This window comes from Paenibacillus sp. L3-i20 (assembly GCF_022180385.2).
In the GTDB taxonomy this organism is placed as follows: Bacteria; Bacillota; Bacilli; order Paenibacillales; family Paenibacillaceae; genus Pristimantibacillus.
Window position 1 is genome coordinate 2,642,382 of the sequence record NZ_BQME02000001.1, and the last position, 19,446, is coordinate 2,661,827.

General features: G+C 38.1%; 19 protein-coding genes and 1 riboswitch. Of the genes, 16 read left to right on the top strand and 3 right to left on the bottom strand.

Translation table 11 applies throughout. The annotated features are described in order from the left end of the window. Positions 1-3: 3 nt before the first annotated feature. The 8 genes from MFF31_RS12220 (at position 4) to MFF31_RS12250 (ending at position 8,963) form a co-directional block, all read left to right on the top strand. Positions 4-450 (top strand): hypothetical protein, encoded by a 447-nt coding sequence (locus MFF31_RS12220; protein ID WP_238188249.1) that lies wholly within the window; start codon positions 4-6, stop codon positions 448-450. A 1,264-nt stretch (positions 451-1,714) separates the two neighbouring features. After that, on the top strand, positions 1,715-2,131 hold the full coding sequence (locus MFF31_RS12225; RefSeq protein WP_238188250.1) for a hypothetical protein: 417 nt from the start codon (positions 1,715-1,717) through the stop codon (positions 2,129-2,131). Between the two features lie 113 nt (positions 2,132-2,244). Next, positions 2,245-2,985 (top strand): YwqG family protein, encoded by a 741-nt coding sequence (locus MFF31_RS12230; RefSeq protein ID WP_238188251.1) that lies wholly within the window; start codon positions 2,245-2,247, stop codon positions 2,983-2,985. Positions 2,986-3,345: 360 nt separating this feature from the next. After that, the gene (locus tag MFF31_RS12235; RefSeq protein WP_238188252.1) at positions 3,346-4,656 is read left to right on the top strand and encodes an SMI1/KNR4 family protein; all 1,311 of its coding nucleotides are present in this window, start codon (positions 3,346-3,348) and stop codon (positions 4,654-4,656) included. Between the two features lie 254 nt (positions 4,657-4,910). Continuing rightward, positions 4,911-5,042 (top strand): hypothetical protein, encoded by a 132-nt coding sequence (locus MFF31_RS25215; RefSeq protein WP_282570452.1) that lies wholly within the window; start codon positions 4,911-4,913, stop codon positions 5,040-5,042. A gap of 120 nt (positions 5,043-5,162) precedes the next feature. Further along, complete coding sequence (locus MFF31_RS12240; RefSeq protein WP_375541314.1) at positions 5,163-5,558, top strand: Hsp33 family molecular chaperone HslO; 396 nt, start codon at positions 5,163-5,165, stop codon at positions 5,556-5,558. 2 nt (positions 5,559-5,560) lie between these two features. Further along, positions 5,561-6,271 (top strand): MerR family transcriptional regulator, encoded by a 711-nt coding sequence (locus MFF31_RS12245; protein ID WP_238188254.1) that lies wholly within the window; start codon positions 5,561-5,563, stop codon positions 6,269-6,271. Positions 6,272-6,824: 553 nt separating this feature from the next. Then, on the top strand, positions 6,825-8,963 hold the full coding sequence (locus MFF31_RS12250; protein WP_238188255.1) for a sensor domain-containing diguanylate cyclase: 2,139 nt from the start codon (positions 6,825-6,827) through the stop codon (positions 8,961-8,963). Positions 8,964-9,253: 290 nt separating this feature from the next. On the opposite strand, the gene MFF31_RS12255 is transcribed toward MFF31_RS12250, so the two are convergent. Beyond that, on the bottom strand, positions 9,254-11,539 hold the full coding sequence (locus MFF31_RS12255) for a preprotein translocase subunit SecA (protein ID WP_238188256.1): 2,286 nt from the start codon (positions 11,537-11,539) through the stop codon (positions 9,254-9,256). 470 nt (positions 11,540-12,009) lie between these two features. Then, positions 12,010-12,915 (bottom strand): LysR family transcriptional regulator, encoded by a 906-nt coding sequence (locus MFF31_RS12260; RefSeq protein ID WP_238188257.1) that lies wholly within the window; start codon positions 12,913-12,915, stop codon positions 12,010-12,012. A gap of 64 nt (positions 12,916-12,979) precedes the next feature. Here MFF31_RS12260 and MFF31_RS12265 point away from each other — a divergent pair, with 64 nt between their 5' ends. Further along, a complete protein-coding gene (locus tag MFF31_RS12265) occupies positions 12,980-14,083 on the top strand; it encodes a 2,3-butanediol dehydrogenase (protein WP_309296669.1) in 1,104 nt (367 codons plus the stop codon). 256 nt (positions 14,084-14,339) lie between these two features. Here MFF31_RS12265 and MFF31_RS12270 read toward each other — a convergent pair whose 3' ends face one another. Next, positions 14,340-15,032: a queuosine precursor transporter gene (locus MFF31_RS12270; protein ID WP_238188259.1), complete on the bottom strand. Its 693-nt coding sequence runs from the start codon at positions 15,030-15,032 to the stop codon at positions 14,340-14,342. Between the two features lie 9 nt (positions 15,033-15,041). After that, positions 15,042-15,087, bottom strand: a riboswitch (PreQ1 riboswitch). A 60-nt stretch (positions 15,088-15,147) separates the two neighbouring features. On the opposite strand from MFF31_RS12270, the gene MFF31_RS12275 reads away from it, so the two are divergent. The 7 genes from MFF31_RS12275 (at position 15,148) to MFF31_RS12305 (ending at position 19,445) form a co-directional block, all read left to right on the top strand. Next, positions 15,148-15,516, top strand: a complete 369-nt coding sequence (locus MFF31_RS12275) for an S-layer homology domain-containing protein (protein WP_248565471.1) — start codon at positions 15,148-15,150, stop codon at positions 15,514-15,516. A 271-nt stretch (positions 15,517-15,787) separates the two neighbouring features. Then, positions 15,788-16,972: a serine hydrolase domain-containing protein gene (locus tag MFF31_RS12280; protein WP_238188261.1), complete on the top strand. Its 1,185-nt coding sequence runs from the start codon at positions 15,788-15,790 to the stop codon at positions 16,970-16,972. 105 nt (positions 16,973-17,077) lie between these two features. Then, complete coding sequence (locus MFF31_RS12285) at positions 17,078-17,542, top strand: LytTR family DNA-binding domain-containing protein (RefSeq protein ID WP_248565472.1); 465 nt, start codon at positions 17,078-17,080, stop codon at positions 17,540-17,542. A gap of 7 nt (positions 17,543-17,549) precedes the next feature. Then, complete coding sequence (locus tag MFF31_RS12290) at positions 17,550-17,984, top strand: DUF2207 domain-containing protein (protein ID WP_238188263.1); 435 nt, start codon at positions 17,550-17,552, stop codon at positions 17,982-17,984. After that, positions 17,981-18,124 carry an undecaprenyl diphosphate synthase family protein gene (locus MFF31_RS12295; protein WP_309296678.1) on the top strand — a complete coding sequence of 48 codons (144 nt, stop codon included), beginning with the start codon at positions 17,981-17,983 and terminating at the stop codon, positions 18,122-18,124. Before MFF31_RS12290 ends, MFF31_RS12295 begins: the two co-directional genes overlap by 4 nt. Positions 18,125-18,291: 167 nt before the next feature. Then, positions 18,292-18,492 carry a hypothetical protein gene (locus tag MFF31_RS12300; protein WP_238188264.1) on the top strand — a complete coding sequence of 67 codons (201 nt, stop codon included), beginning with the start codon at positions 18,292-18,294 and terminating at the stop codon, positions 18,490-18,492. A gap of 29 nt (positions 18,493-18,521) precedes the next feature. Next, the gene (locus tag MFF31_RS12305; RefSeq protein WP_238188265.1) at positions 18,522-19,445 is read left to right on the top strand and encodes a hypothetical protein; all 924 of its coding nucleotides are present in this window, start codon (positions 18,522-18,524) and stop codon (positions 19,443-19,445) included. Position 19,446 lies beyond the last annotated feature (1 nt).

Here is a 19,446-nt window from a genome sequence, read left to right on the forward strand (position 1 = left end):
AACTTGGAAATTGCAGCAATTCTTGTATCTATAGTTGCAATTATTATATCGATTGTTGTTGCAATAATTCAATATAATACAGCAATTGGTATTAACAAGATGAATTTAAAATCAGTATATTTTAATGAAATATATATGAAATATTTAATATATGAAATACCAAATGCAAGAAAATATATACATATTACCTTTGAAGGTAAGCTTACCGGAGATGATAAGATAAGGAATGAATTAAATAAAATGCGACAGGATTCACTGTATTATTTATATAATGATGAACTTTTTTACAATAAACTAAAACATAGATGTCAGATTTTGGAAGATTATATAATAGAAAGCTCTACGAAAAAAATGTTAGGCGAGGACCAAACAGAATTTAATAACAAGTTGAAAGAGGAGTTAAAGGCAATCTATAAAATTATTAATGATAAGTTCTTACATACAAATTAGTTGAAATTATTTAAAAATTGCGTAGAGACTTTTTAAATAGATAAAGTAAAGACAATCAATTAGCGAAAAACACTTAGTATAACGGATAAAAAAGAAAAAATAGTGTTCTAGCTGCTATGAGATGACTTGAAATTGTGTCAGAGTCATCTTTTTTACGTAGAGATTCACTATTGCAATTTAATGAATAATCTTCCTTACATCCATTACGCTGAACCGTATCACAAGTAACACTACAGCTGGAGTGATTGGATTAGCTATGAGGAGAATCCGGTTGCTATAGGTGAAGAGTAAGTGCTAAAAGGTATATAACAGTATTTAAAGTGTGAATACATCGTCACAAGAGTCAAGTATCTTGGGCGGTGTATTTTTTGTGCTCGAAGTCAACGCTCTATGTGTGTTTGAGCGGAATCAACATGGAGCCAACAAATTTTTGTGGAAACCGTAGAGAGTCAATGAAATTACATCTGTTATTAACATTGGTGTTCCAACGCTCGATAGGGACTTGTATACTTACTACATAACTTATTAATGGCGGTTGATGATCAGTAGCGGTGAACCATATCATAAGTAAGGCGAAAAAATTGGGTTGTAGTTATGGCGTGTGATGAAGGCTGCTCCGGAGAGAGACTGATGCTATTTAGTCGTCCCTTGCGTAGCAGCCTTACGTCGTTGCGGGTGTTGTTTAGGTGTTTTCTAGCTGATTATAGGTCTTGCAGGATCGTTCCTGATAGCCGAGGAAAGACATCAAACACGGCTAATCTAAAGCGAACATTGAAGCTGATGAAGTACTATACAGCCAATCTAGTACAAATTCCAGAATTGCAAAATGTAAAGCAAATGGTGGTTAAAAGAAACGATAGCATTGACTATAAATATATGTTGAAATACATTGCGCTAAAAAATGACGGGACCGTGTGACATTGGGATGACCAAGCTAGCGCTATTCATAGAAAGAGTCCTTTGTATGTCCAATCACCTATCGAAGGTTTGGATAACGTAACTTCACTCGTCGCCAATTTTGACATCAGATATAAATACAAGAGTGTGTTCGTATTAAAATCGGACGGTTCGGTGTGGTGTCATTTCCATAAAATCTGTTGACACCAACGTATATGCCGTTAAAGCGGATAGTTCGGGAAGAAATGATCATAGAAGTGTTTTTTTCATTTTCATAAATTGGTTTCCACCCTTTCATAATGTTAACTAATAAATATATAATGCTGTGTAAGGTAATATATAACTATCGTTTGAAGGGTTGAAAAAGATGTCACACAAACTAGAAAAGATTATATTTATTTCTGTTTTATCGGTTCTGGGAATGGGGTTTATTATTTATATGTTCAACATGATCGTTGTGGGATATGGCTTCGATGTCATTGAAATTATCTTTGATTTGATATGGCATATCCCATGGCTCTTGGTGATACTAGTCTCTGTGGTATTGATTGCAATAAATAAAATAGTAACTGGAAATATCATTGCTGGTTCGATCTCGATTGTCTATGTGATACTACATGCTATGAATTTTACTTACTATCACAATAGTTATTATTATTGGGGAAAGAATATACGGATTGTCAGCCTGTTTCCTGGGATTGGAAGTCTTTGTCTTATTGCAGGATTCATCATGCTACGCCTATATCAACAAAGAAAAGCAGATAATCAGGGGACATCCCAGTAGGAAAGACGAATTGATCGAGGTGAAAAGAGACTGAATACCCACGCTTTGAATCTTGATTTAAGAAGTAGCGTATCAGTTTAGTAAAAAGGTAGGAGTATTCGTAGGGGGTAAAAATGAATAGCAACCGTTTTTTAGAGATGATTGAACAGTCAGATATTGCAAACCATAAAGAGTATCTACGCCAAGTTGTGAGACCAGCAATTGATATACTTAAGAATAACGATGCTGTAGTGCGAATGGGCTGCAGTCGTTTTGGTGGAGCACCTGATTTACCAGTTGGTAGCGAATGGCCGACATATGAGATGAAACCTTATCGATTTCTTGGCCAAATCAATTTTGCAGAAAGTGCATGCATTGAAGCAGGTCTGCCATCAAAAGGACTCCTATCTCTTTTTGTAGCAGATGTTAATTCAGATGGTGACAGTTTTCTGGAGGCTTTTGAGGACGGATATATTCATGCTATATATATTCGTGAGCCTATGAATCTAGTGACTATATCGCCGCCCCAATCTGATATTGGAAAGACTACTGTGATTGAGTTTTTTCCGACGATTGATATTCCTTATGACGAATATCAGGTGAAGGATTGGCCTTTCGAGGAAGAACAGAGTGATATATACTCTGAAATTCGAGTTTCTTTACATAAAAGCTCAGAGTACCTTCTAGGTTACCCTTCTCATTGTTCACTAGCATATGATCCATCGCCTGGAGCAGGGTGGATTTCTCTGTTAACACTTGATTCCGATGATGATCTTGAATGGTGCTGGCATGACGGCGACAAATTGATGATATTTATAGAAACAGAACGACTAAAGAATTTGGATTTTAGTACGCTTAAGTCTGATGCTGGTTAAAGATCTAAAAATACTGGATAGAGATAAAAGTAACACCGATTGATGACATTATTATTGAATTTGATTTAAAAATGGTAGAAGTCTCTTAGTTTCTCGTCAAAGCTTTTCCACGTAAGCAATGAGTAGGGGATGCTAAATATTAATTTGGTATGTGTATTTTTAGCAATAACTTTTAATCGGCATTCGACCTTTTTATATAACTTCTGTCGGTATGGAGTTAGAACTTGCTACCGAGCACATACAGAGTATGTACCGGTGAGTACCGATTTCCGTATCTGCTAAGATTGCTGGATCAGCAAACGAAGAGAGCTCGGCAATAATCAACGAGGGGAGGAGCAAGTAATGTTTAGGAGGAAAGAAATGCAACTTGATCGAATCAAAAGCAAACTCGAAAAGGCATTGCGTAAAGATACGGCATTCTCCGTGTTTGGAGCATCTTCTCACAAATACAAGGTTAATGAAAAACTTAGAGCGAAAGAACTTACTGAATGGCAAGAAAAAAATCAGGTCACACTTCCGGAGCCTTATACGCAGTTTTTAACAGAAATCGGAAATGGAGGAGCTGGGCCGTATTACGGGATTTATTCAATTGAAAAGGCTACATCCTATACTGATAGTGATGACGCACTTGCGGCAAAATGCGTTCTGTACCCCAGTATGCCAAAAGAGGAATGGAACCATCTGATTGAACCTCTGATCAGTGATGAAGATATACCCGACTCAGAATATGATGCCGCCCGCAATATGGTGATGAGCGGCTTGTTGTGCATTGGTACACAGGGTTGCGAATACGATATGTATCTTGTACTTGAAGGGGAACACAAGGGGAAAATCGTTTACACTTCAGCTTTTTATTCTAATCATCCCTTTTTCTTTGTCTATGATAACAACTTTTTGGATTGGTATGAGCGCTGGCTGGATGAAATCATTTTGGATTATGACATCTCTTGGTTTGGCAGCAGAATGCCAGGCAACGAAAATGAGTTAATAGAGGTTTATCAAAATGCCCCAAATGAAGAAATTAAATCAAAAGCGCTTGATGGAATGTTCAAGTTTAAGAAAATTTCCCAGCCAAGCATTAATTTTTTGAAGAGCGTTGCAGATCAAGACCAAAAAGAGCGCATCAAAGCTATTCGGTTAATTTGTAAAACTTCTGTTGACGCGGGAAGAAACTATCTTTTGGAGCTGTTGCACTCGAATAGAAATGAAGATTTATTGCAAGCTTTAATGATTGTGAACTCTTACAGCAAAACTGTTGATTCATCGGATTTTATAAAAGTAATAGTGCAAAGTCTCGACAGGGTGAATGATCCAGAAACGTTACGTTATGCGGGGTACGTTTTGGAATATTCCGGCACGATTACAATCCAAAACTTCTCGCGCTTTTTGTGCCACTCCGATTCGAGTATACAATCAGCTGCAATTTATGCCACACGCAATTGCAATGACAAACTAGAAAGTTGGGCAATCATTAAACAGATGCTAATGGGAGGCGATAAGGAGGTTGTAAAAAACTCGATTCTTTATTGGGACGTTATCCCTCACGAAAAATTATTGCCATATTATAAGGCTGTATGGCCGGAATACAAAAGTAATCTTAATTTAAGGGAAAAGTTTATTGATTGTTTAAAAGAATTAAAGTTGTCAGATGATTATTTTGACAAAGAATAGTTGAGCCCAATGATAGGCAAGCTCTTTAGATTTTTCGCTTTCAGAGTCATACGCTGATGCGTATCGCGCATACTGGTAAAGCATAGAGTAGAGCTTCTGGTTAATTTAGAAGATTGTAACATAACCAAATAGAAGCTGTGGGGATAAGTATAAAATATTATTTCTATTTGAAAAGAAAAACATTTCTTAAAATCAAAAAGCACTTGTGTATCACGTTACGTGATACAGTAAAATTGATTTAAGAGGTGATAGCAATGAATAATATTATAAAAATGCTTTCAGCAAACAAAGACTTTAGAATGGTTATTGCTGATACACATCAGATTTCAGAAAAAGCATTAAGTGAATTTACAGGGACTTACTGTATGCGCAAGTTTTTGGAGTAGATCATTACAAATTGTACGCTATTATCTGCCATAAATGATTTCAATGCAAAAATAAGTTTTTCTTTTCGTCTTTCTCAAGGAGTCTCTGTTTTTTGTCAAATCACAGATTCAATATTTAGTATTGAGTATAAAGATAAACTTAATGAATTTGATGGGACTGTAGCAGATTTATTTGACAATAAATCTATCGTGTCAATAACAACAGGGAATTGGGAAACAGGATTACACACAGGGACAGTTGAGGCATATATGGATAGTGTCGTTATGCTATTTTCTCATTTTACAGTACAAAGCGAACAGCTTCCAAGTCAATTTATAATGGCAGGGGAAAATTCTTCAAGGGGGCTTTTGATGCAACCCTTACCATTTGCTGATGAAAAATTAATTTCTAAAAGTGCTTATGAATTGGTATATCTATCAAAGGAGTTAGAACAAATGAATTGGGATAATGTTGCAAATATGTATAGTCATTTGGCAAATGTAATATCAGAAAAAAAGATAGAATATAGTGTATAACTATGGAACAATATATAAAAATCAAAGAGCTTTCTGAATTGACTGGTGTAAGTGTACGAACATTACAATACTATGATGAAATAAACCTACTCACCCCAGCGTATACCAATGAGTATGGTCATCGATTTTATGATTCAAATTCTTTTTCAAAAATTTTTGTAATCATTTCGCTTAAAAATATGGGGATGAGTTTAAATAACATTAATCAATATGTAAATAATAATGATTTTGATATTCGGCTTTTTATTAAAGAAGAAAAACGGAGGATTGAGACTGCAATTACAGATTTACAATTACGTTTAATGCGATTGTCCAGTCTTGAAGAGCAGGTTAGCGAAAAACAGAATATAACCCCTTATATTCTTCCGTTTTTTTCACAAATAACAAATGATACTAGAATATCAAAATTACAGATTGAAAACTTGGCACGGAAAAAAGATACAAATTTTATCTTCAATATAAAAGGTTGGAATGATTTTATTAAAGACTTGAATTTTTGCTTGGAGCATAAATTGTCTTTAAAAGAAAAGAAAACAATTAAATGTATTCAATATTGGAAGGAGAACATTCTTGGGGCAAATCAAGTATCCGATGATACGATAAAATTTACAGAAGAATTTTATCAAAAAAATCCGACAAATACTTTTGGAATTACAGAGGGGAATTATAAATATTTAGTCGAATTGATTAATGAATATGATAAAAATCAATAAAATGAAAACTGTTCTAAGGTTCCCTATAAAAGGGGATTAGGAGGATCTCGAATCACTTTACACACGTTGGTTGCTGTGTGATCGATAGTGAAATAGCAAATAGATGAAGGGCATCAGAATCGGATGCCTTTTTTAGTTCGTCCTTAGAGTGATATGGGAACCGTTTTACAAGTGAAGCAAATTTTTGGTGGAGTCGTCCTAGATTGCTTATAAGTGGTGGGTGGGGATATAGTTAAAAGGATTTACAGGATTGGATTCTAGCGCGCTAATGATGCTCAACGAAAATAATGCTCTCTCCTACAGGCAAAACACTACACCACTTCCTAATTATTCATTATAATATAGTGAACTAGTCCATTTTTCATTCATAAAAAAGTTCGATAACCGGATTACATGATTTTTGATTATTTCATAACATTCAAAATGTCTATTAATGATATGTAATGCCATCTTTTTATTTGCACCTCCTCGCTGCTCCAAGTGGGTAAAGTCGCTTATTGAGATTATATAAGGGTTCAAGATAAATATAATTGAGAAATTAGGTGAAGATGAAATGTCGCTGGCGCTGGAGGAGTTAAACAAAGAACTGGGCAAGTTGAAAGATGATGAAAATTACATTATTAAAATATGTGGAAAAATAAAAGATACGGAGTCTAAAGTTGCATTAGAAGCCTACGAGGAAGCTATTACATTTGTAAGAGAAAATAATATGTTAACCTGTGCGTACCCATGGATTCTTTATAATAAAGGTTGGTTATATTATGATTTGACAGACTTTAAAACGGCGATCACTCTTTTTGAAGAGGCTTATCATATTTTTAAAGAAAATAACAATATAGATGGCCAATTGGCGACTATCGGTGCTTTTGTAAGCGGTTATTCGGTACAACAAAAAACTTCCAAAGCTATTGAACTTGGTATGGAGGGTATAGAACTAGCAGAAAAAGTGGGTAACTACGAGCGAATAACTCAAATCAAAATGAATCTTGCAGCACTCTATATGGAAATCGATGAGTATGAAAATGCAAAAGAGCTATTAGATCAGATCGTAAGTACACCTCGTGTTTATAGTATGTCTTTTAAAGTGGTTTGTTACATTAATCAAGCTGAATGTTGCAACCATCTGGGCGATCCAGATCAGGCGATCGTGTATATAACGAAGGCTTTAGAGTTAGCAGAAGAATATACTCCCAAAATGGTGCCCAATGTGTTAAAAGAAATGGCACATATTTATGCGACTAAAGGGTGCTACGTTACAGCAGAAGAATACTTTGTCAAAAGTGTAGAAATGGCGAAAGTAGTAGGAGCGCAACTGTTTCTTCAAGATGCACTATTATACTGGGCGGAGCTAGATTTGGTACAAGGTCGATTTAAAGAGACGGTTGATAAGCTGCAACAAGTAGAAGAGGAGATAGACAAGGCCAATTCTATAAGGAATTTAAATAAAGTGTATTTAAATATGAGCAAAGGATTTAAAGGACTGGGAAATTATGAACAAGCCTACGCGTATTTAGAAAAACATATGGAATTAGAAAAACAAATGCAGACTATTCGAAGTGCTGAGAGTATGGAAATGCTGAATCGAAAAATAGAAGAGGAAGAGGGGAAAATTTACAAGTTTCTCTTTAATCAAACTGAAGCATTAAATGGTGTGGGTCAAAATATTTTGTCAAACTTGGACAAGGAAAGTATCTTTAATATTGTCGCCAAAGAAATACAGAATTTGATCCAAGCAGATATTGTTCAAATAGGTATTTATGACGAAGCGGAAGGGATTCTTTACAGTGAATTAGCTATCGAGAAGGGACAACGTGTGGTCAAAGGCCCTATGTCAATTTTAGAAGACAGCTTTTGGTCATATTGTGTCAAGCACAAGCAGGAAATCGTTGTTAAGGATATTGAAAAGGAATACAGCAGTTACTTTGAAAATTTCAAAGAATACTTAGAGAAGATAAGATTGAAAAGGGAGTACGTAATAGAGACAATACCTTATTCTCTTATATTTGTACCTATTATTTTGAAAGATAAGGTAATAGGGGTACTAAGTACTCAAGCATATAAGAAAGATTTTTTTAACTTAAAAGACTTAAGTACATTAAAGACCTTATCAAATTATTTAGCGATTGGGTTAGAGAATGCTAGATTATATAAGGAAGTTGAATATGCTTCTAAATATGATGTGTTAACCAAAGTTTTTAATAGAAAAGAGTTATTTAAAGAAACAATCAACATGTACGAGCAACTTCAAGAAAGCAAGAATACAATCAGAAAGCTATGTATCTTGATGATTGATGTGGATAATTTCAAGAAAACAAATGATGTTTACGGTCACCAGGAAGGTGACAGGGTGCTAGAGCATGTGGCCGATCTGATTCAAGCTAGTATAGGAGAAAAGGATAGGATAGGCAGATATGGCGGGGAAGAATTTATGGTGGGAATTCCCGATGAAACGTTGGAGCAATGTATTCAAAAAGCAGAGAATATCCGAAAAAATGTGGAGAACGCAGTTATAATATCAGCTCTAGGGATACCTATTCCTGTTACCGTAAGTATAGGGGGAGCCAACCTAAATACAAACAAATATACGTTAGAGCAAACGATTAATTATGCCGATAAAAAATTATTCAAAGCTAAAAACTCAGGAAAAAATAAAGTATTTGTATATCATCAAGAAAAAGGTGCGGGTGTTTAGATAGGGCAAAGTACTTTCTGGAAGAATGCGATAGCTGGAGCGATTGGATTAGCAAAGAGGAAAACCCGATTGCGGTGGGGACGAAGAGAAGCCTTAAACGGGAATACAGGTTGCGGTTTGAAGTACATCGCTCAAGTGGCGATGTACTTCTTTGTGTTGTGCTCAGCATCGCTGAAGTCAACACGGATTCTACAAAATGGTGATTATGGTGATTACAGTGGAAGTTAATCGTTTGCGTGTTACTGTTGCAGTGGGGGCAACGCGATTATCTTTGAAAAAGCTACGCTACATCAAAATTTTTCCCACCCGAATAACGGCCTCAAAATCTTGCGACCCCAATAAGCGAATATCGTCCCTGCGGTCCATGAGCTGCGCTTGTTCTGGATAAATTGATCATTGATAATATAAGTCCGAGTGGAAGTAGGGCTCTTCAGACCGAACTTTTCCCACATCGCCGGATCATTCGAACCTGCGAGCTTTTCGAGCATATTCGCGGACTTATTATCTATATTAGCCGGAATTTGCTCATATGCTTGGGTGATTTGTGTATGAAATTCATCGATCGGATTGCGGCTAGCAAGGCCCTCCAGGTGGATGCCTTCGCGAATGTAAGAAACGTACGCCAGATGGTCAGCCCAGAACTCGTCGATATAAAAAAGCCGTACCCGCTGCTCCGAAGGGCTCATTGGCTCTTCGCCTTTCAAAATTCTGAGCCGCTCTTCATGTAGAATTCGCCGCTGATCCTCCACCATATCCGAATAACTGTTCAGTTCCCGACGGATATCGAAGTTTTGGCCCATAATAACGCGCTGAATATGCGCGATTTTACTGCGAAGCACTGACTCTTCGAGAGCCTCATCCTGTCTAAGTTTTCGAATCGCTTTATCGCTGCCGAACTGAAGGATAACCTCGTCCTCCAAGCTTACGAAAAACACGGAAGCTCCCGGGTCGCCTTGGCGGCCAGAACGCCCGCGTAGTTGGTTGTCGATCCGCACGCATTCGTTCACATGTGTTCCAATCACGTACAACCCGCCCAGCTTGGCAACAACTTCTGCTTGGGTAGGTTTGCCGCCGCCGAGCCGAATGTCGACGCCTCGTCCCGCCATATTCGTAGACACCGTCACAGCGCCGATTTCTCCCGCTTTGGCAATGATCTCAGCTTCTTTTGCGTCGTTTTTCGCATTCAGAACATAGCAAGGTACGTCAGCAACCGCTAGCGCATCCGCCAGCATGTCAGATTCCTCGACGCTTGACGTACCAATAAGAATCGGACGTCCTGTCGCATGGACGGATGAGATTTCTTGTACAAGCGCCTTAAGCTTGGCTTCTTTATGGGAATAAATCCGGTGCGGATGGTCAAGCCGTATGTTTGGTCGGTTTGGCGGAATTTGCACGACTAGCAGGCTATAAATTTCTTCGAATTCCATTGCGGAAGCATGCGCAGTAGCCGTCATTCCACAAATCTTCGGATATAGGCTAAGGAAGTGTTGAAGGGTGATCGTACCGAGAATTTTCCCGCCGGCTAAGGGCTGAAGCCCTTCTTTGTCCGCAAGCGCGGCTTGCAGCCTATCCGGCAAATGCCTATTCTCAGCCACACGGCCGGTATATTCGTCGATCAGCTCGATATTACCGTCACGGACGATGTAATCGACGTCTTTTTTCAATAACAATTCCGCATGAAGCGCGCAATTTAACGACATTAACAAATGACTATTATGGCTATCGTACAAATTGCCGCATCCCAGCAACGATTCCGCTTTCGCAGAGCCCACTTCATTCAAGTAAACGTTCCGCTGGAACTCGTCGAATTCGTAATAATCTACTTGCGCGAGCTGCCGAGCCACTTCTGCGAAAGGAATGCCGTCGTTGTCGTCGCTACCGGAAGAGCCCGGCTCGCCAGCGATGACTAGCGGAACCCTTGCTTCGTCGAGAAGCAGTGAATCCGCTTCGTCAACGATGACGTAGTGGAATGGACGATGCACGGTATCGACTTCTTCTAGAACAATCGTGTCGCGCAAATAATCGAAGCCCGCCTCTTTGGCTGTAACATAGGTTATATCCGCGGCGTATGCTTCCCGTTTCTCGGACAAGCTCATGCCTGCTTGAACTGCGTTTACGGTTAAACCGAGGAAGCGATAGATCGGGCCCATCCAATCGGCATCTCGATTCGCCAAATAATCGTTAAAAGTCAGAACATGAACACCTTCTCCGGTAAGAGCATTTAGATAAGCAGGCATAACAGCAGAAAGCGTTTTTCCTTCACCGGTATGTTGCTCGATCAAATTTCTTTCGTGTAGAGCGATGGCGGCCATGATCTGGACATCGTAAGGCTGTAATCCGAGTGTTCTCTTCGCTGCCTCGCAGACTAACGCAAAAGCATCGATAAGCAGCTCGTCCACAGGCGTACCTGATTTTGCTTCTTTTTGCAGTCGGAGAGATTCCGCTTGAAGTTCTTGATCGTCCCATGCTTCCAAATTCCGTTTCCTAATGATCTCGGCTTTGTCCTGATAGACTTTCAGATTATTTTGGTTATCGCTGTCTTTGAATTTTTGCATCAACTTGACGGCTATATTCATAGAAATTCGATCTCCCCTCGGTAGCAATATGCTTAGTTCAGAACAATATTAGCTCCTTATCGGTTATTGATTTGATATATTGTAATTTGTGCATTGTAAAATGTAAACAATTTATTGGATTTTTTGGAATCGATCATAGTCAATGATCAGCAAAAAGAAGATAGAAACAGGTTCATCACAGTCCCTCTAGGTAAAATTGAGAAACCTTATAAAGGTTTGACTTGAGGCATTATCAAAAGAGACTAATATATGAATACCTACCCCATATAAGAATAATAAGTGAGAACTATTAACAATTGTAAATTGTGCTAAGTGCACATTGCTCGGATAAATAGAAGGGGAAGAACTTATTGAAGCCATGAGTTTTCTTTGATCTCAATACATCGCCGTATGAGACACTTGTCCGGCGATGTATTTTTCTGTTCTTGAAACTTCGTTAATTTAGTACTGTTTCTGTATTACTTTGATGCCTAACTACCGTCGTTGTCACGAATTTGATCGAAAAAATCCAAACATTCCTCAAGCAACGGAGAACGCTTTTTCCTCCCGATTAGCCACCCAAATGCAACTGGACTCTGTTGGAAATTGTCCAGCACAAGTGGTAATATCTCTCCTTGCTGAACGAGCGGATGCTCATAGAATGTATATTCATGCCCCACAGTAACAGCGGTCATTTCGATCACCGCACGGCTTACTGCATCCGCATTATTCGAAGAGAACAGAACGTTTACTTTCCCGTATTGTCTTTCGAAATCTTCGATAAACCAGTGTACAAAATCATCGTTGTACAGCACGAAGTCCTGTTTTTTCAGCTCTTCAGGAGAAATGGAGGAGTACGTAGCAAGTGAAGAAATTTTTCCGACGCCTATAATCATTTTTCCCTCTGAAATCGGTTGAAAGGAATAGGGAGCCAAGGAAACGAGTAAACTGTGATTCATAGCAATGAAGGCGGCATCTAAGCGATCTTCCTCGATCTCCTTAATACTGTCCAAGGTTCCTAACTCGGAAATTTCAATTGTCATTTCTGGGTAATGTTGCTTCAAATGTGCTGCCAACTGGATGAAAGCTCCCATCACGCCGGGGATTCCTGCTAAGGAGATTTTACGGTTGAGCATCTGTATATGATTCTGTGCTTCACTTTTCATTTCTTCAAATAACTCCAAAATCTCAGAAGCGAGATGGATGATTCTGCTACCTGGAGGCGTGACCTCGGCGCCAAGACGGGAGCGTTTAAAGATTGGATATCCGATATCTTTCTCGAAAGCAGTAATCGATTGACTGAGACCCGACTGCGAAATATGGAGCGACTCGGCAGCTCTAGCTAATGATTTAAGTCTTGCTGTCTCAACGATATGATGCAATTGTTCCAAATTCACGAAAGTCACCTTCAGTTCTACTTAAGTAAGTTCAATAGCTTTAATTATACTGAAAAAAGTGAACATGTTAAAATTGTTATGTAATATAATCCCTGCAGAGGAGTCGTTTATATTGAAAGCTGCGGTATGGTATGGTAAGCACGATATTCGTGTTGAGAATAGTGAAGAACCAATTATTAAGCCTGGGAAAATAAAGGTCAAGGTTGCATGGACAGGCATTTGCGGAAGCGACTTGCATGCGTACCACGGAGCTCCGGTCGTTCAAGTAGACGAACCTCATCCTGTAACTGGAGAGATGGCCCCTCTGATCCTCGGTCATGAGTTCGCAGGCTTTATTCACGAAATTGGCGAAGGGGTTGTCGGATTTTCAGTTGGAGATCGGGTAACAATTGAGCCAGTTATCCGTTGCGGCAATTGCAATTCCTGCCTGAAAGGGATGCCTAATCTTTGTGACCAAATGGGATTCGTTGGTTTGCATTCGAATGGTGGTTTCACAGAGTACACTCTCGTTGATCCGCATATGGTTCATAAGTTGCCAGACAACATTACGCTTGAAGAAGCTGCGGTCATCGAACCGACTGCTGTTGCCTTCCATGCTGTTAAGCTCAGTCAGATGAAAGTAGGAAGCACGGTAGCTGTATACGGAGTTGGTCCGATCGGTCTCCTGACCATCCAATGCGCAAAAGCAGCTGGGGCTTCTCATATTTATGCGGTGGATGTATCGAATGAGCGCTTGCATAAAGCTCTTGAGATCGGTGCTACCACTATAATTAACGCGGCTGAGGAAGTAAACCTTGTAGAAAGAATTCAAGCTGAAACTGGTGGCGGTGTCGATATCGCTTTTGAATGTGCTGGGGCAGAAGTGACCGTGAATAATGCACTCGCTTCCATTGCCAAAACTGGACAGGTAGTCATTGAGTCCATTATTCCGCAGCCAATCAAAGTCGATATTATGCAACTTACACTCAAAGAAGCGAACCTAATGGCAACGATCGGTTACCGAAATGTATATAAAGAAGTTATCGCTATGATAGCTTCTGGGAAACTGGACGTTAAATCAATTATTACTAAAAAAATTGCCTTGGACGATATCGTTGAAGAGGGATTCAATGCCCTAACTAACGATAAGAGCCAAGCTAAAATTCTCGTTAGTACTTATAAAGCTTAGGTTCATAAGACTTAAGTCTAAAGCTTCGCCCGGACGTGAAAAATGTCCGGGCTTTTTGATGTCCAATTATATTGGTCACATTTTCTAAGCATTTACTGTATAAGTTCCGATGGAGTTAGCTCATGTGCCTAAGGTTGTTTGCGCACCTGTGCAGATCAATGTTTGTACTTATTTTGGTTAAATGAGCCTTAAACGTAAAAAAGGAGCCATTGGGCCCCTTAAGTAAGAACTAATTCTCAGATACTGTACGCACGGCTCAGTCTTCCTGTACCTTCATATTTCTTGCCCAGTATAGTACTGGTGTTGCTAAGAAGGAAATAAGCAGTTTAAGCAAATAAGTAGTCAGGAATATTTGTATCCAAATATCGAAAGAGTGCACCTTATAAAACGCAATTGTACAAAACACTAAGGAATCGACAAACTGGCTGATAAGAGAGCTGCCATTGATACGTATCCAGAACTGGTTGCGTACGGGAAATTTTTGCTTAAGATAGCTGAATACCCGTACATCTAGAAACTGGCTAACAAAGTAGGCGCACATGCTTCCTGCTGCAACCTGCGGTAGAAAACCGAAGATAGCCGTCAGAGGTTCGTGTGCAAAGTCCTCGGCTTGCGGGATGAAGGCGAGTGTCATCTGCATCAAAATAGTTGAAGCAATGAGCGTGAAGAAACCAAACCAGACAGCCCGCTTAGCGGCTTGCTGGCCGTATCTTTCATTGAGCAAGTCTGTCGTCATATAGATGGACGTATAGATCGTATTGCCTAACGTCATCACGATGGCGAATGTGCCGATTGACATATCAATCGTTTTTGTTACTTGGATATTGGCGATAACTGTGGCAAAGCCGATCCAAGCGTACAGTCCCTTTTTGCCGAACATGCGGAAGCATAGCAAAAAAAGTCCAAAGTGGACGAGCATAAACAGCACGCCCCAAAATAAATTAAACATAACAAAAAATCCTCCTTAGTTTTGTTAACGCGGGATGGTTACGAACCGCGTCTGCCGATGCAGACAGCCACTATCATAACAGCTTTTCTCCTTGCTGAAAAGTTAATTCTGATGTGTGGGAACAACTGGAATGATGTATTATCCTTATGTGGCTCTAGCACAGCATTATGAACTAATTGATAATAAGGAAACAAAGTTTTATCCGGATCGTCTTATAAAGAGAGAAGAATTAGCTAGCTTTTTGATCAGAGCACTCGATGATGTGTTCTGGGATGAATATAAGAAAACAATAAAAATAAAATTTAAAGATGAAAAAATGATAAGTAAGAAGGAGGATGCAGCGCTTGCTGTGGGGTTAGGTGTGTTGAATGCGAAAGATGGTAATTTTAGGCCCACAAAAGAACTTACACGTGCTGAAGCCGCTAACACCGTCTATCAATTTTTAATTGCATATTCCTTATTGAAACAACTGGAATATGATTAAATACTTAGTAATGAAGATTTCATCAGCGTAGAAATATGTGTTTAATGAATACATCGTTATATAGGCTTCTTGCCTTGGCGATGTATTTTTATGTTCAAAATCTCCAGAAGGTGTATTTATGCAAATTGTTTAGGCTTTACTGTACATGGTTAGACCACAAAAAAGTCGTCTTAACCATTAATTCTGTCCGCTTAGTGTAAAAGCGTTCCTAAATTTTAAACCATCGCTTAGATTAATGTATGAAATGTACAGGATTCGAAAGGTGGTTTATATGAAAAAAGTACTTAGAATAGTGGTTGGGTTATTCGTCTTAGTTGCAATTGGATTTGGTGTATTACTTTTTATGAATCGACCAATATCTAAAGAGGTTGTTAATGAAAAAATTGAAAATAGATTAACGAAAATAATTGAAAAAAATGAATCGTTATCTAGCGTACTATTGACCATCTATTCAAACCAAACAGGCTATTTTGAACAATTTGCAGTAGGTACTAAAAACCGATCTTCAGATCAGCCTGTCCACGTCGATAGTCAATATCATGCAGCCAGCATTGGCAAAACAATGTGTGCTACTGTCTTTGGTATGTTAGTTGACGAAGGTGAAATCAGCTTTGATGATAAAATTAATATGTGGTTAGATGAGGACATTCTTAAGGGACTATTTATGATAGACGGTACTGATTATAGCGATCAGGTAACATTAAAACAGTTGCTTAGTCATACTTCAGGAGTAGCTGATTATTTCGAAGGTCCGGTACACATCGGGAAACCTATATTAGAAATGATTGCTTCTAATCCAGATCTTTTATTTACTCCAGAAGAGCTGATTGCATTTACTAGGGAAAACCAAGATCCGATAGGCAAACCAGGGCAACAATTTTATTATTCTGATACTGGATATATATTGCTAGGACTTATTTTGGAAGCGATTGAGGGGAAATCTTATTCAGCTATTTTAGAAGAAAAAATATTTGAGCCTTTGGGCATGATTGATAGTTATCTAATGTTTTATCAAGACGAGCCGGTTGATATTGTTGGGGTATATATTAATGGCATTGACTATAGCGGCAAAAATGCATTATCGGTTGATTGGGCAGGCGGAGGAGTTGTTACGACAATGAAGGATCTGTTAACGTTCATGAGAGCTTTAGAGAATGGGGATGTTCTATCTGATGAAGTGTATAGAGAGATGACTGACTTTACTCACCGCTACGATAAAGGGATTTATTATGGAATGGGCATGATGTATTTTGACTTTAGCGAGTTGTCATTTCTATTAGGCTCAATGACGGATGTTTATGGCGGTGTCGGGGCTACAGGGACTTATGTCTTATATGACAAAGAAAAGGATACCTTTTTTATTGCTAATTTGGGGTCACTTGGTTTTGCGGAAAAAGGATTACAAGAATTAGTAAAAATAAGAATGATATATGATAGGATAAAAGTTGGAAGTTGATTTATAAAAGATGTAAATAGGAGACACATGATGGTCCAATTATTGTGTTCAAATAAAGTTTATGAAAAAGTAAAACAAGAATTATCCAAATACCAAATAGAAATTGTGCAAGACAGTGAGTTGGTACTAGTTGAAAAGGGATATGATATTCCAAATGAAAAGATTTGTGTTGTTTTTGATGCGATTGATTACATGAATGTGATTAAGTTATTGGTGTCTGGCATACGAGATGACGTACATGTTATGAATACTGTTACAGGTTTAAGTGATAATAAATTTGCAGTAATTGAACCAAAGGATGTTTTATATTTAGACGCAGGTCCGGATGGCATTATGGCATATACGAAGTCTAATCATTATCGGATCAAAGAAACGTTACAATATTACGAGAACATATGGGCAGCAAAAGGATTTATACGAATTAACAAATCACAACTTGTTAATTTGCTGCATGTAAAAGAAATAATTCCTTGGTTCAACTCCAGATATGTACTCAGAATGGATAATAACGTTGAACTAGAAGTATCGAAAATATATTCAAAAAAGTTAAGAAACACACTCAAAATATAGGAGAACAATGATGGAGAATATTCATTTGCAAAATGTTATAAAATCATTTTTTATTGGTCTATTCATAGGCATTGTCATACAGTTGTATGATGATACTGAAGTGTTGATCACGTATAAAGTGTTGACGGTATTGGCGAGCGGAAGTGTGGGGTTCATTATTGGTTTTATTACGGAATGGCTAACATCAATACTTCCAATTAGGATGGCAAATTCTCGAACGTACTTCTTTATAAATAACTTGATTGCATTAGTAGTTACTACGTTAATTATGGCATCCTTTTTGTTGATCACAGGCAGTACAATAGACAATAAAGTGGCATTCATGCCGATGTTATTGATAGTGCTCGGTATCATATGTATAGCAAATTTATTTGATTATATGATGTATCGACGAGCTCAAACTAAATTGAAATCATTTAAAGAAATGATTAAGGATAAATAGATTATTTTTTATTATGGCAATCAGCTCATGCTGAATTATGGTTTACTGATGAAATGTGGCCGGACTTTAACGAGCAATTATTTTATCAATCCATTTTTGATTATCAAAAACGAAAAGAAAGAGCAGCACACGGTTTGTGAAAAAGAAAAGAGTGGACGCAGCGAATAAAAAAGTAATATACACGGCGTATTTGAGGTAACAATAGGAAATAATCTAGATGAAACTCAACTAATTGATCGTATAACTATTTTATTTTAGATAAACTTTCTACGGGAGTTATAAGGTAAATGGGGGTGAGAGATAGATTATGGCAATCCTTACGTTTCTCCTGATCGGCTGGATTCTGAATTGGTTTAAATTCGAACGATTGTTTATTCAAGCTTTTAAAGAGCTATTTAACAAAGAGATATCCTCGGCTACTTACTATTTCATGTTTTTTTGTATTGGGGTAATCGGAGAGATCGTCTTACTCTTTCAAGGTGCTTACTATGAGTATTTCTTGCGATAATAGAATGATTTGTAAATGGAGGGTTTATCGTGAACACATCCACATTGCGTATTAAAAGCCTAATCATAGCATCAGCCCTGTTGTTAACATTGATGGGCTTGATCTATTCTCCAATAGGACTCGACTTCTTTTTATCTTTCGAACTTTTTGGTCATGAATTTATGGATGTTAAATATGCAATGCAAGTATGGAGTGCGTATGCGTTAGACGGAGGGTTTGTCGTTTTAGTTGGTTCTTTTTTTATCAACATTTTTCGTTCTCACCATGTCAGATTTATTATTTTGGGACTAGCTCTTTTTTCAATGCTGTTGTTTATTACTGCACAAATCCCTGCTATTTTCAGCTGGACGTTGTTTGGATTAATGGTTCGTCCTTGGTTTTCATTGTTAGTAGTTTTGCTTCATTTTATTTTGATCGTGCTGTCTTATTGGTCAGCGATAGTAATATTTCATTCCATTAAGGAAGAAATAGAGCGAAGACGAATTAACTTGTTTGGCTTTTACGATTTCACAATAATTCGATCAGCAGCTGTTATGTCTATTATAGTTGGAATGTTGTATGTGCCAATCGTACACAAAATAAATATACTAACGGAGTATCTTGGTCCTAATATTGTAGGTACAATCAGTGATTCGATGATATGGGGAGCATTCGCAGTATTGGGGGGAATCTTAATTCTAGCGGTAACCTACTATGCGAACAAAAATCGAGCTAATTCAGTTAGTAAAATTGTTTTAGCCGTGACCTTATTTTCGTTGGCGCTACTCATTGCCGCTCAAATTCCAAAAGTGTACGTGTGGATAGTTTTATTGTCCAAGTATTATACTTTGCCTCGTGCAGTCTTTCTCCTCTTACATATATGCGTGATTGCTTTATGCTACTGGGGTGGAATGGATTTGATACGATCAGCGAAGAGATCGAATCTAATAAATATCCGACAGCAGGAGAATTAAT